At 71.0% G+C, this 15,526-nt stretch carries 13 protein-coding genes, 1 tRNA gene and 1 pseudogene; 9 read left to right on the forward strand and 6 right to left on the reverse strand.

What is annotated here, in order from left to right:
• Positions 1 to 71: 71 nt before the first annotated feature.
• Complete coding sequence (locus tag P2424_RS14630; protein WP_276476180.1) at positions 72 to 791, forward strand: LytR C-terminal domain-containing protein; 720 nt, start codon at positions 72 to 74, stop codon at positions 789 to 791.
• A gap of 87 nt (positions 792 to 878) precedes the next feature.
• Here P2424_RS14630 and upp read toward each other — a convergent pair whose 3' ends face one another.
• Positions 879 to 1,511 (reverse strand): uracil phosphoribosyltransferase, encoded by a 633-nt coding sequence (gene upp, locus P2424_RS14635; RefSeq protein WP_276476181.1) that lies wholly within the window; start codon positions 1,509 to 1,511, stop codon positions 879 to 881.
• A gap of 837 nt (positions 1,512 to 2,348) precedes the next feature.
• Between upp and P2424_RS14640 the strand changes: the two genes are divergently transcribed.
• From P2424_RS14640 to P2424_RS14650, 3 genes are all read left to right on the forward strand, one after another.
• Positions 2,349 to 2,900, forward strand: a complete 552-nt coding sequence (locus P2424_RS14640; RefSeq protein ID WP_276476182.1) for a hypothetical protein — start codon at positions 2,349 to 2,351, stop codon at positions 2,898 to 2,900.
• A gap of 31 nt (positions 2,901 to 2,931) precedes the next feature.
• A complete protein-coding gene (gene tadA / locus P2424_RS14645; protein ID WP_276476183.1) occupies positions 2,932 to 3,522 on the forward strand; it encodes a tRNA adenosine(34) deaminase TadA in 591 nt (196 codons plus the stop codon).
• A gap of 10 nt (positions 3,523 to 3,532) precedes the next feature.
• A tRNA-Ser gene (locus P2424_RS14650) sits at positions 3,533 to 3,619 on the forward strand.
• Positions 3,620 to 3,693: 74 nt separating this feature from the next.
• Here P2424_RS14650 and P2424_RS14655 read toward each other — a convergent pair.
• Positions 3,694 to 3,942 (reverse strand): annotated as a pseudogene (locus tag P2424_RS14655) (tyrosine-type recombinase/integrase); the annotation flags it as partial.
• A 161-nt stretch (positions 3,943 to 4,103) separates the two neighbouring features.
• Positions 4,104 to 4,865, reverse strand: coding sequence for a GntR family transcriptional regulator (locus P2424_RS14660; protein ID WP_276476184.1), 762 nt, complete (start codon positions 4,863 to 4,865; stop codon positions 4,104 to 4,106).
• Positions 4,866 to 5,682: 817 nt separating this feature from the next.
• Here P2424_RS14660 and P2424_RS14665 point away from each other — a divergent pair.
• The 3 genes from P2424_RS14665 to P2424_RS14675 all read left to right on the forward strand — a co-directional run bounded on the left by P2424_RS14665 (position 5,683) and on the right by P2424_RS14675 (position 7,886).
• The gene (locus P2424_RS14665) at positions 5,683 to 5,910 is read left to right on the forward strand and encodes a hypothetical protein (RefSeq protein WP_276476185.1); all 228 of its coding nucleotides are present in this window, start codon (positions 5,683 to 5,685) and stop codon (positions 5,908 to 5,910) included.
• Positions 5,904 to 6,422, forward strand: a complete 519-nt coding sequence (locus P2424_RS14670; RefSeq protein WP_276476186.1) for a hypothetical protein — start codon at positions 5,904 to 5,906, stop codon at positions 6,420 to 6,422. Before P2424_RS14665 ends, P2424_RS14670 begins: the two co-directional genes overlap by 7 nt.
• 465 nt (positions 6,423 to 6,887) lie before the next feature.
• The gene (locus tag P2424_RS14675) at positions 6,888 to 7,886 is read left to right on the forward strand and encodes a winged helix-turn-helix domain-containing protein (protein WP_276476187.1); all 999 of its coding nucleotides are present in this window, start codon (positions 6,888 to 6,890) and stop codon (positions 7,884 to 7,886) included.
• A gap of 144 nt (positions 7,887 to 8,030) precedes the next feature.
• Here P2424_RS14675 and P2424_RS14680 read toward each other — a convergent pair whose 3' ends face one another.
• On the reverse strand, positions 8,031 to 9,305 hold the full coding sequence (locus tag P2424_RS14680; protein ID WP_276476188.1) for an FAD-dependent monooxygenase: 1,275 nt from the start codon (positions 9,303 to 9,305) through the stop codon (positions 8,031 to 8,033).
• Positions 9,302 to 10,702, reverse strand: a complete 1,401-nt coding sequence (locus P2424_RS14685) for an MFS transporter (RefSeq protein WP_276476189.1) — start codon at positions 10,700 to 10,702, stop codon at positions 9,302 to 9,304. The genes P2424_RS14680 and P2424_RS14685 overlap by 4 nt, the downstream gene beginning before the upstream one ends.
• Positions 10,703 to 10,916: 214 nt before the next feature.
• On the opposite strand from P2424_RS14685, the gene P2424_RS14690 reads away from it, so the two are divergent.
• The gene (locus tag P2424_RS14690) at positions 10,917 to 11,549 is read left to right on the forward strand and encodes a TetR/AcrR family transcriptional regulator (protein ID WP_276476190.1); all 633 of its coding nucleotides are present in this window, start codon (positions 10,917 to 10,919) and stop codon (positions 11,547 to 11,549) included.
• Positions 11,550 to 12,102: 553 nt separating this feature from the next.
• Positions 12,103 to 13,887: a sodium/proline symporter PutP gene (putP, locus tag P2424_RS14695; protein WP_276476191.1), complete on the forward strand. Its 1,785-nt coding sequence runs from the start codon at positions 12,103 to 12,105 to the stop codon at positions 13,885 to 13,887.
• 98 nt (positions 13,888 to 13,985) lie between these two features.
• Here the strand turns inward: putP and P2424_RS14700 are convergent, their stop codons facing one another.
• Entirely contained in the window at positions 13,986 to 15,380 is a 1,395-nt protein-coding gene (locus P2424_RS14700; protein ID WP_276476192.1) for an MFS transporter, read from the reverse strand.
• Positions 15,381 to 15,526: the final 146 nt, after the last annotated feature.

Genomic DNA, 15,526 nt, shown 5'->3' on the forward strand with positions numbered 1-15,526 from the left:
CGTCGCGGGCGCGGCGAGAAGCCTTTGATCATCTAGTAGGCAGTACTGCATCCGGCCACTACCCTGCGCACATGAGCATGCTCACTCCCCCGGGCCTGGGCGGGAAGTACCGCATCAAGGGTGACCGCTACCCGCGGATGCGCAGACCGCGCAGGTGGGGGCGGATCGTCGCCGCTTCGCTCGCCTCGGTGCTGGCCGCGGCGGTACTGGGATGGGGCGCGCTCCAGGTCATCGGCATCTTCTCGGGCAGCGGCCCGGCCAAAGCGGCCGACCGCTCCGCCGAGCGGGCGAAGTGCGCCTCGGCCGCCCCCGCCGCGGAGGCCCGCACCAACGGCAGGAAGGCCGCGGAGGGCGAGCCGACGGGCAAGAAGGCCGCCGGAGGCGACGCCCTCCCCGAGCCGGGTGACATCACCGTGAACGTCCTCAACGCCACCTCGCGCAGCGGGCTGGCCAAGGACACGGCCGACGAGCTGAAGAAGCGCGGCTTCAAGATCGGCAGGATCGGCAACGCCTCGGCGGAGTTCGACGAGAAGATCAAGAAGGCCGCCTTCCTCGTCGGGGCCCCCGGCGCGTCGACCTCCGCCCGCATGCACGTCCTGGGCACTCAGCTCGCGCACACCGAGACCCGGTACGACGAGCGGGACGGCAAGGACGTGGACCTGATCCTCGGCAACGGCTTCGCACACCTGGCGAAGAAGAAGGCCGCCACCGCGGCCCTGGCCGAGCTGGCCGGCCCCGCGGCGGGCCCGGGAGAGCCCGGGAAGCCGGGAGCGTCGCCCTCGGCCTGCTGAGGCCCGCCTCGCGGTCCTGCCGTACCGCCACCGGCCCCGGCGGCCCTCGCGGGGCCGCGGGGCCGCGGGGCCGCGGGGCCCGATCGGTCAGACGGTGCCGTACATCCGGTCGCCGGCGTCACCCAGGCCCGGCACGATGAAGCCCTGCTCGTTGAGGCGCTCGTCGATCGAGGCCGTCACGACGGTCACCGGCGTTCCGGCCAGGTCCCGCTCCATGACGGCGACCCCCTCGGGCGCGGCCAGCAGACACAGCGCGGTCACGTCGTCGGCACCGCGCCGGATCAGCTCCTGGATCGCGGCGACGAGTGTGCCACCGGTGGCCAGCATCGGGTCGAGGACGTAGACCTGCCGTCCGGACAGGTCGTCGGGCATCCGGTTCGCGTAGGTGGACGCCTGGAGCGTCTCCTCGTCGCGGATCATCCCGAGGAAACCGACCTCGGCCGTCGGCAGCAGCCGGACCATGCCTTCCAGCATGCCGAGCCCGGCGCGGATGATCGGCACCACCAGCGGGCGGGGCCGGGACAGTTGCACGCCGGTGGTGTCGGTCACCGGCGTGGTGATCCCGACCTCCTCGACGCGCACGTCGCGAGTGGCCTCGTACGCCAGCAGCGTCACCAACTCGTCCGCGAGGCGGCGGAAGGTCGGTGAGTCGGTGCGCGCGTCGCGCAGGGTGGTGAGCTTGTGCGCGACCAAGGGGTGGTCGACGACGTGGGTCCGCATGCTTCGACAGTATCCGAGGCCCCGCGCGCCGGTCCCTCCGGTGCCCGGACAGGCGCACGGCTCTGATGAGACGGCGCCCGGCGCACCCGACCGGTGCGCGTCCGGACGCGCACGCTGGCCCGGCCGCGCGGGGACCGCACCGGCCCCGAGTCGGCACGCGCCGTGGCCGGATGCGCCGGGGCGCACTGGCATACGCCCGGCGGACCGGGGAAAGTGGCCCTACACCGGAGGTGCATATGTCAGAGCCACGTGAGCCCGGGCAACGAGCGCGCCGACGTCCGGGAAGGTCCACCCGACCCCACCCGGGATCGAGCGCCCGTACGGAACCCGACCGCCGCGGGGACCCTCGTACGCAACCGGAGTTCCGGACGGAGGGGGACCACGACGCGGACGCCGAGCGACTGCGCCGCCGCGCACGCTTCCTCCGCGAGCTGAACGAGGCGAAAGAGCTGCGCGAACGCGTCCATCCCCGCCGGTCGCGAGCAGTACGCCGACGCAGGCAGGCGCTGCGGATGCGTACCTTCCGCTGGTGAGGCCCGCCGCTGCCGGGACCCTGCGCGGGCGACGACCGGCCCGCGGCGAGGCGGCCGCCGACAGACCACCCCCATGCGGCACCCCGGCGCCCCGACCGCCCGCACCGCACTGAGTGGCGGGTTGTCACACTGCGTCGATGCAGGCGGGCGCCGGGTGAACGTTCGTGCAACAGTCGGGCAAACAGCTCGACGACGCACTGCCGAAGACCCTTCGCACAGCGCAGGTTTCTGCCACGATTCCGATGGGGCGGGGCACGGTCCTCGTCAGCACTCGGGCACATCTTGAATCAGTGGGAGAGTCACGGTGTATTTCGCCGCGCTGCTCGCGCGCACCGAAGACGGGTGGGAAGCGAGCGACACAGAGCTGGACGATGTGGAGACCCTGGCCGACCTGGCCGACCTGGCCCGCGAGGCCACGCCGGACGACGAGACGGTGCTGGTCTGCATCGAGCAGGACGGCATGTGGTTCGGCGTCGTCCGCGTGGACGGAGAGGACGATCCGCGAGTGTTCGTCTCGGACGCCGCGGCGGCGATGCGCAGCTCGTACGGCGAGATACTGCTGTCGGACGAGCTGCTCGGCCGCCAACCGGAGGACCCGTCGGCCCTCGACCAACTCGTGGACCTGGACGGCACGGAGGACGGAGAACCGGAAGGCAGCGAGGACGACGACGGGACGGCCGAACGCGCCGCGGCAACCGACGCGGAGACCGCCCCGGCGGGTCCGCTGGGCGACGCGGGCCTCCTCAGCGACCTCGGCATGGAGGAGAAGCTACTGCTCACGCTCTCCCCCGAGGACGCGCTGAGCGAGGTCGCCGACGCGCTCGGCTGCACGGATGTACTGGAGGCCGTCCGCTGAGCCGGAGCACACCAGGCGCCACACTGGCAGCATGACCCCCGCGACCCCCGCACACGGCGACCAACCGACCGCCGCGTCCCCCACCCCCGGCGACCCCGTACGCGATCCCTGGCGCGAACCCATGCGGCTGGCGCTCGCGGAAGCCGCACGGGCACCCGGCAACGGGGACGTGCCGGTCGGCGCCGTCGTGCTCGGACCGGACGGGACCGTGCTGGGCCGGGGACACAACGCCCGCGAGGCGGACGGTGACCCCACGGCCCACGCCGAACTGCTCGCCCTCCGCGCCGCCGCCCGCACCCGCGGCGGCGACTGGCGACTGACCGGCTGCACCCTCGTCGTCACCCTGGAGCCCTGCACGATGTGCGCCGGCGCAGCCGTGCTCTCCCGCGTCGACCGCGTCGTCTACGGCGCCCCCGACGCGAAGGGCGGCGCCGCGGGCTCCCTGTGGGACGCCCTGCGCGACCGCCGCCTCAACCACCGCCCCGAGGTCGTCAACGGCGTCCTGGCCACCGAGTGCGCCACCCTCCTCACCAGCTTCTTCCGCCCCACAGAACCGACGCCCCCCACGGCGCAGGGCACCACCCCGGATACCGATTTCGACCCCGGGCCCTCGGTGGGCTAGAGTTCCTCTCGGTAGCGTGTCCGAGCGGCCGAAGGAGCTCGCCTCGAAAGCGAGTGAGGGGGCAACTCCTCCGTGGGTTCAAATCCCACCGCTACCGCTGTGAGCAGGACGAATGAAGGGCCGGACCCCGCCGGGGTCCGGCCCTTCGTCATGTGGGTCTCAGTTCGGGTCTCAGTCGACCGGAACGAGGGCCCCAGCCGCGCCGTCGTCGCCCTCGTCCGGGAAGTCTTGTGGCCTCTCCCAGATCAGTCCGTCGACCTGTTCGGCGATGCTCGTACGCACCGTGTCGACCATGTGCTGATACCTCGCCGCCATCGAGGTCGAGGACCAGCCCATGAGGCCCATGACAGCTCGCTCGGGTACGCCGAGAATCAGCAGGACCGTGGCGGCAGTATGGCGAGCATCGTGCAGCCTGCCGTCTCAGGCCGCCCGTGGGGCAGGTCAAGATGTCACCAGAGATGCAGCAGACCCGCCATGCCAGGACGCGGCGGCTCACGGGCAACGCGACCGAAAGGGGCCCATGGCGCTCGGCACCACGCCTCGGACAGGCGTTGACCGCCCCGCCTTCTTCCGATGCCCCCTCAGTCTCCGGGGCTCATCTCCAGTTCGTAGACGATTTCCGCGCGAGCAGCGGGTACGACGATGTCGGCGGTCTCCACCGGTTGTCCGTCGTCGGCGTAGTACGTGCGCTCGATATGCGTGACGAGAGCTCCGCGCGGGATGCCGAGCATCTGCGCTTCCCGGGCTGACGCTTCGCCGGGTTCCGGCTGCTCGACGGCACGGCTCACGTCGATGCCGATCACAGCCATGCGCTCCACCACGCCACGCCCCGCGTGCGGGCCGCCCTCGGGCAGAACGATGATCGTGCCACCCGTGATGCTCAGCGGTTCCCAACTGGTCGAGAGCTGCACCGGCTTGCCCTCGGCCAGGAACTCGTAATCCGTACGGACGCAGAGGTCACCCTCAGCCAACCGGAGACGGGCTGCGATGCCGGATGGCGCCGGCACCTTGGCCTCGCTCTGGGCCTCCCAGGTGCCTGCCTTCCCGAGGTCGGCCATGTCCGCACGGAAGGGCGAGCCGTCACGCCGCGTGCGCCGGAGCGAGCGGACCATGCGCAGGCGCTCACGAGGCTCGGCGACGTAGGTACCTGAGCCTGCACGGCCTTCCAGGAGGCCCTGGGAGATGAGCAGTTCTTGCGCGCGACGAACAACAGCGTCGCCGACTCCGTACTCAGCGGCGAGGCGCGCCCGAGACGGCAGCCGCTCGCCCGGCGACCACTCACCGTCCGAGATGCGGCGCCGGAGCAGGTCAGCGATGTGGAGATAGGGCGGCTGCTCAGGCATGTGGAAAATCTAGCTCACCAGCTTTAATCTAGATATCTAGCTTCACTCATCGTGAGCCCTAGCTGGCAGAGGATCACCATGCCCCAACCAGAGGCCGTGGCCCACTCGATCGCATCAGCGATCACCGTGGCTGGGCTCACCCCACACATCAAACGCCAAACCGGTTCCATCCGTATCGAGGTGGTGGCCCCCGAAGCCATGCCGGCGAAGACGTGGAACGCGCTCTTAGCTGCGCTGGACAGAGGTGACCGCTTCGGGATGGAAGTCAGTGCTCAGGGCTCCGTTGCGTGGGCCGCCGTCCTCACCGGCGCGCCTCCGGACGAACCCGCTGTCACTCCTCTAGGAACCGGGCCTCTGGCGTAGGGAGCCGCATGTCATGACCCGATACCTCGTTCGAGCCCTGGAGCGGACAGCCCGCCGGCTCTTCCCTGCCACCGGGCGCCACCGGCCGGTTCCGCCTCCAAGGGCCAGTGGCCACCTCAATGCCTCTCCAAGGCTCCGCAGGCCACCGACGTCCCGGGAGGAGCAGCCGAGCGCACTCGTTCGCCCGTACTTCCTGGCCCATGAGGCACGTACGAAGGGGTGCCACATGCCTCGTCGAGCGCTCTTCATCTGTCCTCGCGCCGGCGCGGCGTATCCGGGCGGTGGCCAGGCGTGAGCTACCGATCCCCTGTTTGTCACGTCGGGCTGCACCAGGAATGCCGCCACCCCGACCACGCGCAGCAGCCGAAGGTGGCTGCGGGCGTCTTCTACGAACCCTGCGACTGCCCGTGCCACCGGCCACAGCAGAGCTCCCCACCGAAGGAGAGGGCAGGGGATGGCACGCAGTGAGCGACAGGTCGCCATCGAGGTCGTCGGTGGGTCGCTCCGCCGAGGAGACGTCATCCACGTAGGTGGTCAGTCGATGGCCGTGAGCGATATCCGCCATCTCACCGGCGGAGCGAAGCTCATCGCGTTCAGGACTGGCGACACCCTGACGATCACGCCCGGGACGACCCTGGTCGTTCTGCGCACCGTAGCGGGCTGGGAGGGCCCAGAATGTTGATCTACGACCGAACCAAGACCCCCATGCCCGCACCCGAACTCCGGCTTCTGCCATGGACCACGGACAGCGGGAAGCCCTGCTACCTCAACGGCAACGCTGACTCCACGATGGCCATGTACGCCGACGCGGTCGAAGAGAACCAGTTGGAGCACGCCCACGATGCCTTGACCCGTGCTGTGCACATCATCGACACGGCAGAGGACGAGGACACCGAGCAGACCAAGGCACTCAAGGTGGCCGCCGTCGCCTTGAGCAACTGCCTGCGCGTCGCCGACAGCAGGGGTGCGAGGCTGCCAGGCTACGAGCACGCAGAGATCTCGTGCGGCGCCCGAGGGCGCGACGATGACGACGGCAACGGCCCCCTTCTCCCCGCCGAATCCTTCGGCTGGGCTGCGTCGATGCCAGCCCTCTCCGTCTCAGTTTCCGTCTCATTCACCCCCGTCCGGGCTCATTCATCAGCGACCAGCACCAACCCAACAACGCCCCCGACCAGCCCCAGCGAACGCCCCTGAACGACCCCGTACAACCCTCTGAGCAGCCAGAACAGACCTCGAGGGCGAGTGAGGGGGCAACTCCTCCGTGGGTTCAAAGCCCACCGCTACCGCTCCTGAGCAGGACGAACGAGGGCCCCGACCGTCACCGGTCGGGGACCCTGGGAGCTGAAGCCGACGATCAATATCGCGGCGCTCACAAAGTATCCGCCGTCGATGAATATAAGGATCTCTGCTTCAGACTCATGACACCTCTCACACCGGACGAAAAGCTTGGCACGCCGCATCTTTTGTGGCGCGCCTCTCGCGCTACCCGCCCCTGCGGTTCCGCACCTCACAGATGGTCTTCGAGAGACGAGGGTGAGAGAGGCGAGACGAGGACCCGGGCGGGCTCGAAAGAAGGTGCTCGATTCCCCGGCAAGCGGGATGCTGATCGCGTCGCTCGGCGCGCCGGGCCCAGAGCCAAGCTTCATACGGAGGCGAAAGATGCTTGCCATCGAGGTCGGCCCGGCCGATGTGGCCCACACCCGCTACGCGATCTCGCCACTGGGTGAGGCGATGAACGCGCTGCGGGTCGCGGCGGGCAAGCAGCCTGCCGGACCGCTGCGGTCCTGGGCGCAGCGCGTCGCGCCACGGTACGAGCGGCTGCTCCGCGAGACACCCGAGGTCGTGGCACTGACGACGCTGCTCCGCCGAGGCGGCTACAACGCGGACTTCATCCAGCCGCCCCCTCCGGACCCCGGAGGGGACTTCGCCGTCGAACTCGCCGCGGTGCGCACGACCCCGCTGGGCCAGGTCCGTGCGGAGATCGCCCGCAACCTGGTCGGATTGCGTACGCCGCCGCGTCACGTCCGGCAGATCCTGGCCGCCCCGGACGTGCTCACCCGGCTCGCGGACGCGATCGAGGCGACCTGGCACGCGCTGGTCGAGCCCGACTGGCCGCGGCTGCGTGCGGTGCTGGAACGCGACCTGGTGCAACGCGCGGGGCATCTCGCCATGTTCGGCTGGGCAGCGGCGCTGTCCGACCTGGATCCGCGGGTGGGCTGGCGCTCCGAGGGGGCGCATGGCGTACTCGAGGTGCGCACGGGCTCCCGCAGCGGATGGGAGCGTCACCGGCCGGGCGGCAGGGGCCTGTTGCTGATGCCGACCGTTTTCGGCAGCCTCATCAGCTACGCCGAGCCGCCGTGGCCGTACGCCCTGGTGTATCCGGCGCGCGGTGTCGCGGACCTTCTCGGGCCGCCGCCCGTGCGGCACGGTGGCGCGGCGCTCGCACGGCTGGTCGGCCCGCACCGCGCGCAGGTGCTGCGAGCGCTCGCGGTGCCGGCGACGACCACGCAGCTGGCCGGGCAGCTGGGGCTCAGCATGGGGACAGTCGGCGGCCACCTCGCCGTGCTGCGCGATGCCGGTCTGGTCAGCCGGACCCGGACGGGCCGATCCGTGCGCTACGAGCGCACACCTTTGGGCGAGCGCCTGTCCGGTCCCTGACCGCGGGTTCCGGCGCAGCGACCTCGCTGGTGCTCGCCGAGGGCTCCGGCATCATCGGGTGTCCCCGGTGCTCTCGGTCCTGCGCCGCCGCTCCGTCCGCCTGTGGAGGGGGAGCGACGGCCACGGCGCTCTCTGCCGCGCGCCTCACGTCGAGGGCGAGAGCGGCCCGGGGGAGGGGAAGGCGGGCAGGGTGAGGGCCGAATGGGCCGGTCGGCCCTGTGCGGGGGGCATGGTGTCGAGGTTGCGCAGCATGTCGTTGCGCCGGGCCAGGGCCTGGGTGGTGGTCGGGAAGAGTACGGCGTCGCCCTCGCCGACCAGGTCCTGGTTGGCGGTCACGAACTCCCGGGTGCGCTGCTCGTAGGCGGCGAAGCCCGCGGCGTGGTCCCGGCCGGCCAGGGAGGCGGCGAGCATGTACGCGCCGACGAGCGCGAGGCTGGTGCCCTGTCCGGTGAGGAACGAGGGCGCGTACGCGGCGTCGCCCACCAGCGCGACTCTGCCGCTGGCCCAGCGGGGCAGACGGATCTGGCTGACCGCGTCGAAGAACAGGTCGTCCGCGTCGTGCAGCGCGGCGAGCATGCCCGGCACCTCCCAGCCCGCGTCGGCGAAGACCCGGCCCACCAGTTCGCGTTGGGCCCGCGGATTCCGGAACGCCTCGAACGGCGGTGCCGGGTGGGCGAAGTTCAGGAAGGCGTGCACCCCGTCGTCGCCGGTGGAGCCTTCCTCGGCGGAGCCGTCCCCGACCGCGTACAGGACCGCGGCCCGGCCCGGGGTGTTCCAGATCAGGGCCTCCCGGGAGAGCCCGAGGGTGTTGCGCATGGTGAACCCGGCGAAGCAGTAGCCGAGGTAGCGGTGGAACTGCTCCTCGGGGCCGAAGAGGAACTCGCGGGTGCGGGAGTGCAGTCCGTCGGCGCCGAAGACCAGGTCGAACGTGCGTGTGCCGCCCCCGCGGAAGGTGACGTCGACACCGTGTTCGGACTGGTCGAGGGTGTCGACGGAGTCGCCGAACAGGAATTCCACGTCGTCCCGGACCGCCGCATGGAGGGCGCCGACCAAGTCCCCGCGTGGCACCTCCAGATCGCGTCCCTCGACACCGCCGGTGACGGTGTGCGGGTGGATCGCCGCCACTTGGCCGCCGTCCCCGTCGAGGAAGGCCAACCGGCGCAGGTCGATGTGCGCGTCCCGCAGCCGCGGCAGGATTCCCATCCGCCGGACGACTTCGAGTGCGGTCCCGCGCACGTCGATCGGGTAGCCGCCGCCGCGCAGCACGCTCGCCTTCTCGACGACCGTGACCGCGAATCCGCAGCGGTTCAGCCAGAACGCGAGGGCGGGCCCCGCGATGCTCGCGCCGGATATCAGGGCGGTGCGCCGGGGTGCGGCGGTTGCCGAAGTGATACCGCTCGGCGCATCGATGCGGGTCATTCGGTGGCTCCCTTGCTCATGGTGCGGGCGACGAGGAGGGACAGCGCCGTGACGGCGCCGGCGAGGACGAAGCCGGTGACGAAGGCCGATTCGGCCGGGACATCCGACCCGGAGGGGGTTGCGGCGGTGAGGATCGCGCCGCAGACCTGCATCCCCACGGCGTAGCCGAGCACGCGGGTCACCAGGACCAGGCTGGTGGCGATGCCGGTGTCGCCGTGCTCGACGGAAGTGGCGGTGCTGGTCACCATCGCCGTGACGCAGAGGCCGCTGCCGAGCGCGATCGCCGTCTTGGCGACGACCAGATGCCAGATCTCGGTGTGCACGGCTGCCAGGGCGAGCAGCGAGCCGGCCATGAGGACGATCCCGGCGGTGACCACGGCACGCGAGCCCAGCCGCCGCGCCCCCATCCCGCCGAGCGGTCCGGCCACCGACGCGGCCACGGTGCCGGGGAGCAGGAAGAAGCCGATCTCGGTGGCGCCGGCCCCGAACCCGTATGCCTCGGTGGGCACATCGAAGAGCTGCGGGACGAGGTAGAGCGCCCCCGAGGTGCCCACGCAGATCATGAACGTCAGCACACACGACTTCCACACCGCGGGCCGCGCCAGCATGCGCAGGTCCACCAGGGGTGCGGCTGCTCGGCGCTCGACGGCGATCCATCCGGCCGCGAAGGCGACCAGCAGCACGACGAGCGCCCCCGATGCGAGGGGCTGCGAGCCGGCCTCGGGTGCCAGTTGGAGCACGAGCATGAGCGTGATCAGCGTCCCGCTCAGCAGGACCAGACCGGGCCAGTCGATGCCCGTTCCGTCCGAGGGGACCGGCGGATCCTGCGGCATCAGCCGGTTCACCAGCAGGGTCGCTCCGAGGACCGCGAGCGTCGGCAGTGCGAACATCCAGTGCCGGGAGAGCCCTTCCGCCACGGGCCCGGCCGACAGCGTCCCCGCCATCCCGCCCGCCACGAACAACCCGCTCACCACCCCGATGGCCACCTTCGACTCGCCCTCGGGGAGGTGCGCGCGCACCAGGATGAACGACAGCGGCAGCGCGCCCACCATCGCTCCTTGCAGCAGTTGACCGAGCAGCAGCACGGGCAGGTTCGGCGCCAGCGACGACACCAGGCCCCCGACGCCGACCACCGCCATCAGCCGGACCAGGACCCGTTTCCCGCCGTACCGGTCACCGAACTTGCCTGCGACCGGTGTGACGAGCGCGCCCGTGATGAGCAGCATGATGCCGAGTAACGCCCCCTCGGCGGGGCTCATGTCCAGCTCGCGTTGCAGGAGCGGAAGCGTCGGTGTCACCACCGACTCCAAAGCGCCGGAGGAGACTGCCAGCAGGCCGAGGGCTGCGACAGCGGGCCTGCCGATGCGGATCGGGGGAGGAGCCGTCGTTGCGGTCATGGGGGAGTTCCTTTCGTCGGTGCCGGAGACGTCGTCGGTGTCGGAGACGTCGTCGGTGCGGGGCGGAGCGTCGGTGCTCGGGCGGGGAAGCGGGGCGGTCGCGGGGCGTGTACTGATGCCGTCGTGCTGCCGGGCCCGGTGTGGGCTGCGGCTGTCCGCGCCGCGACCCGAGAACTACACTACACGGTGCAGTGTAGAACGCTAGGATGTGACCATGCCGACCACGAAGACACTGCGCGAGGGGTCAGCGCCCAAGCGGGCCGCGATCCTCTCGGCGGCCCGGGAACTGTTCCTCGCCGACGGCTTCGACCGGTCCAGCGTCGACGCGGTCGCCGCGCGGGCCGGGGTGTCCAAGCGGACGGTCTACGACTACTTCGGCGACAAGCAGACGCTGCTGCACGCGGTCGTCGACACCGTCGGCCAGGCTCTGATCACCACAGTCCGGCGCACTCTGGACGACACCCTCACGGACCGCACCGAGGCGGCCGACCTCGAGGACGCCCTGGTCGCGTTCTCGGTGCAGATCGCGACCGAGATGCTCGACTCGGCGGAGTACGCGACGCTGCTCCGGCTGGTCCGGACGGAGTCCGGCCACCTGCCGCACCGGGGCTACAACCCCATGGCCGACGCCCCCGACGAGGCGATCGGCGAGCGGTTCGCCGCCTTCGCGGACGCCGGCCTGCTGGACGTCCCCGACCCGCGGCTCGCGGCCGACCAGTTCCTCGCACTGACCTTCGGCGTCGCGCTGGACAGGCTCGGTTCCGCCAACGCGGCGGAGGACACCCGCGTCCGACCGCTCATCGTCGAGGGAGTGCGGACCTTTTTGCGGGCATATCGCACCAGGTAGTCCTACCGCACCGGAGGACGGAGAGCCGCGGACGGCGCGGAAGCAGAGCGCGCTGCCGAATCCGCCTTTCGCGATGCCTTCCGGTGTTCATTCGAGTTCGACGGCGTTTCCCCTGGTGCGTCCGGGGTCTTCGGTCCTCGCGTCACGGTGATGTTCACGGTTTCTCCATCGACGCTTGCCGATGTGCGGCGATGTTCAGTGCTGTCTGTCGTTGTTCATGCAAGTGCGTCGGTGTTTTCGGGACTCGTTCCACTCCGCCAATCCGCGCGGGACGCCGCTCAGAACGCCGTACGGAGGGCCGGATTCCGCGCGATTCATGCCGATAAGCCCGCGCGTGTTCCCCCTCGTCACCCGCTACTCGCCAGTTCCGGGAGCCCCCTGCTGAAGCGTGACGCCGCGCGCGCATCACGATCCGGAACCGATCAAGTCGTGCGGCGCCGGATTCTCTCGCCAGAAAGCGCTCCGCTTTCCTAAGCTCCAGCCTTCCGGCCCGAAAGTGTGACCGCGTACGCGGATGTGCCAAAGGGCGCTTCCGCAGCACAGGGAGTAATACATGATCGCCCTGACCGTCCCCGTCATGATCACCTTTGGCGTCTTCTTGATCGCGATGGTCATGGTCGGCGTGGTGACGCACGAAGAAACGACCACATTCGATGATTTCACCGTTGGCAGCCGTCGCCTCACCGCCCCGGTGGCGGCCCTGTCCGCCGGAGCCGCCGATATGTCCGGCTGGCTCTTTCTGGGCCTTCCGGGCGCTGTGTACATGGCCGGGATCGGAGCCACCTGGATCGCCGTCGGCCTGATCGTCGGCACGTATCTCAACTGGCGTTTCGTCGCGCCCCGTTTGCGGATCTACACCGAACGGGTCGGGGCTGTGACCCTGCCGTCCTACCTGGAGGAACGGTTCGAGGACGGGAGCAGGGTGATCCGGCTGCTGTCGGCCGTCGTCACCGTCGTGTTCTTCACCGTCTACGTCGCCAGCGGACTGGTCGCCTGCGGACTTCTGGCGGACGAAATATTCGGTGCGGGCTTCGAGTTGGGACTCACCGTCTTCGCCGTGGTGATCGTCATCTACACCATTCTCGGCGGATTCCGGGCCCTGAGCGTCAGCCACTCCATACAAGGAACGCTGATGTTCCTCACCGCGATCGCCCTCCCCGCGATCGCCCTGTGGCAACTCGGCGGCTTCGGCGCACTGCACGACCGGCTCACCGCCGCCACTCCGGCGCTGCTCGACCCGCTGGCCGAGGCGTCGTTCGCGGACAGGAAGTGGACATCGGGCCAATCCCTCGGGGCCGTCGCGACGATCTCGCTGCTCGCCTGGGGGCTTGGCTACTTCGGCCAGCCCCACATCCTGACCCGCTTCATGAGCATCCGCAGCACCCGGGACATACCGCTGGCCCGCCGACTGGGCGTCACGTGGGTGATCGTCGTCCTGACCGGCGCCTCGCTCGTCGGACTCGCCGGGATCGTCGCCCTCGACAAGCCGCTCGACAACCCGGAGACCGTCTTCATCGCGCTGTCCACCCAGCTGACCTCCCCCTGGCTCGCGGGAGTCCTGCTGGTGGCCGTGCTCGCCGCGATCAAGTCCACGGTGGACAGCCAACTCCTGGTCTCGGCCACGTCCCTCACCGAGGACCTCTACCGGGCGTTCTTCCGCCGGCGGGCCCAGGTCTCGGACACGATGCTGCTGCTGATCGGACGGCTGAGCGTGGTGGCCGTGGCACTGGTGGCCTATGTGATCGCATTGAGCGGCGGTGCCGTGCTCGACATCGTCGCCTACGCCTGGGCCGGATTCGGCGCGGCCTTCGGCCCGGTCATCCTCCTGTCGCTGTTCTGGCCCCGGATGACGGCGGCCGGTGCGAAGGCGGGCATGCTCACCGGAGCGCTGACAGTGCTGCTGTGGAAGCACATCGACCCGCTTCTCGGGCCGCTGCAGACCGGCATCTACGAGATGGTGCCCGGCGTGCTCGCCGCCACCGCGGCGGCCCTGTTCTTCGGCGCGTTCGTCGGACACCGCCCCGCCCTCGACTGGTCGAGTGTCGCCGAGGAGCCGCTCCGCACCGAATCGCGCAGCCCGGACCAAGGCCAGGTTCCGGGGCAGTCGCAGGGCCAGGAACAGCGGCAGGGCCCCAGCGCGTGGCAGACCCAGGGCGGGTGGCAGGACCAGGGCGGGTGGCAGGGCCAGGAACAGCGCCGGCAGCAAGGTTCCTCGTACCCGGCACCTCCCCGGCCGCCGTCGTATCCGACCTCGTACCCCTCGTCCTGGCCGGCACCTCCCGCGGACGGCGGCGGCACCTCGTACCCCGGGCCGCCCACCGACGGCTCCGGGAGGTGACCCGACCCCGGGGCCGCCGGCGCTGACGGACAGCCCGGGCGCGTACGCCGGCGCGCGCCCGGGCCGCCCCTCCGCCACCCCGGTGCGGCGCGGCCGGCTCAGGCGCGTTCCGTACCGAACGCCTCCGCCAGCGCGGTGGGCGTCAGGACGCGCAGGAAGGGGAGGACGACGACGGCGACCGAGGCGGCGAACACCAGGAACGCGACCCGCATGCCGCACCATTCGGCCAGGAGGCCCATCAGCCCGGCGCCGAGGGGCATGGCGCCCCAACTGAAGAGGCGGCTCACGGCGTTGTAGCGGCCGAGCATGCTGTCGGGTACCAGGTGCTGGCCGATCGTCCGGGAGTTGACCGTCCACAGCGTGCCCCCGGCGCCGCCGGCGAAGGCCGCGGCGGCGACGGCCCAGACGCTGGTGGTGAGTGCCGGTACGGCCATCATCACGAAGGTGCCGACCAGGTCGGCGAACATCACCCGGCGGCGGCCGAGGAGCCGGTTGGCCCGGGTGACGACGAGGGCGCCGACCAGTCCGCCGATCCCCAGCGCGCTCAGGATCGCGCCGTACTCCTGCGCAGTCACCCCCATGGCCTCGGTGGCGAACAGCGGCATCAGCGCCAGCCAGGCGCCCCAGCACGCGCACAGGACGGTCAGGATCAGTGCCATCGTGCGCAGCAGCACCTGCCGCCACAGGTAGCGCAGCCCGCCGGCGATCTGCCGGTTGACGCTCTCGGACCGGTCCGGCACCGGGGTCTCCCGGGCCGCGCGGAAGCGGCCGACGAGCAGGAGCGGCACGAACGAGGCGGCCAGATAGGACACCCAGGTCGACCCGAGGGCGACGCCCGTGCCCGCAGCGAGCAGCAGGCCCCCGACGAAGGGGCCGCAGAACTCGTTGCAGACCGTCTCCGCGCCGGCGATCCAGGCGTTCGCGCGCTCCCGCCCCCGCGGCGGGGTCAGGGCCGGGATCAGGGCGGAGGCGGCTGTCAGCGCGACCACCTCGGCCACTCCGAGCGCCGTACCGACGGCGCAGAGGGCGGGGACGGTGGCGCCGTCGGTCGCCGCGGCCCGGATCAGGATGCCGAGCGCGAGCAGCCGGAGGCCGTTCGCGCCCCACAGCAGACGGCGCCGGTCGACGCGGTCGACCAGTACGCCGACGTGCAGGGCCGCCAGCAGCCACGGCAGCGACAGGCTGAGGGAGACCGCCGCCACCTGGGCCGGGGAGCCGGACGCCCGGGTGGCGAGGAGCGGCAGCGCGATCTTGGTGACCCCGTCGGCGAGATTGGTGACCGCGGTGAAGACCAGCAGGACGACGGTGTTGCGTGTCCCGTACCGCGCGGCGGGGTCCGACACGGAGGGGAGATCCGCCGCGGACGGGAGATCGGGCGCGGACGGGAGATCGGGCGCGGACGGGACGACGGCGGGAGCGGCAGCGCGCGCCGCCTGCTCCGTCGCGGGTGCCGGTCCCGCGTCCGCCTCCTTCCACGCCCTCGCGCTCCCCATGGGCTCCGACGCACCCACTGCCGGTATCCGTCCACCGCTCATCGAGCCGTCCCCCTTCACACGTCGGAACCGGAGAAGCCGCCGAACCGGAGCAATCGCCGCCGGCCGCCGGCGTACAGCCGTCCGGAGACTCGTCGAGTCACCCC

The organism is Streptomyces sp. WMMB303 (assembly GCF_029351045.1).
In the GTDB taxonomy this organism is placed as follows: Bacteria; Actinomycetota; Actinomycetes; order Streptomycetales; family Streptomycetaceae; genus Streptomyces.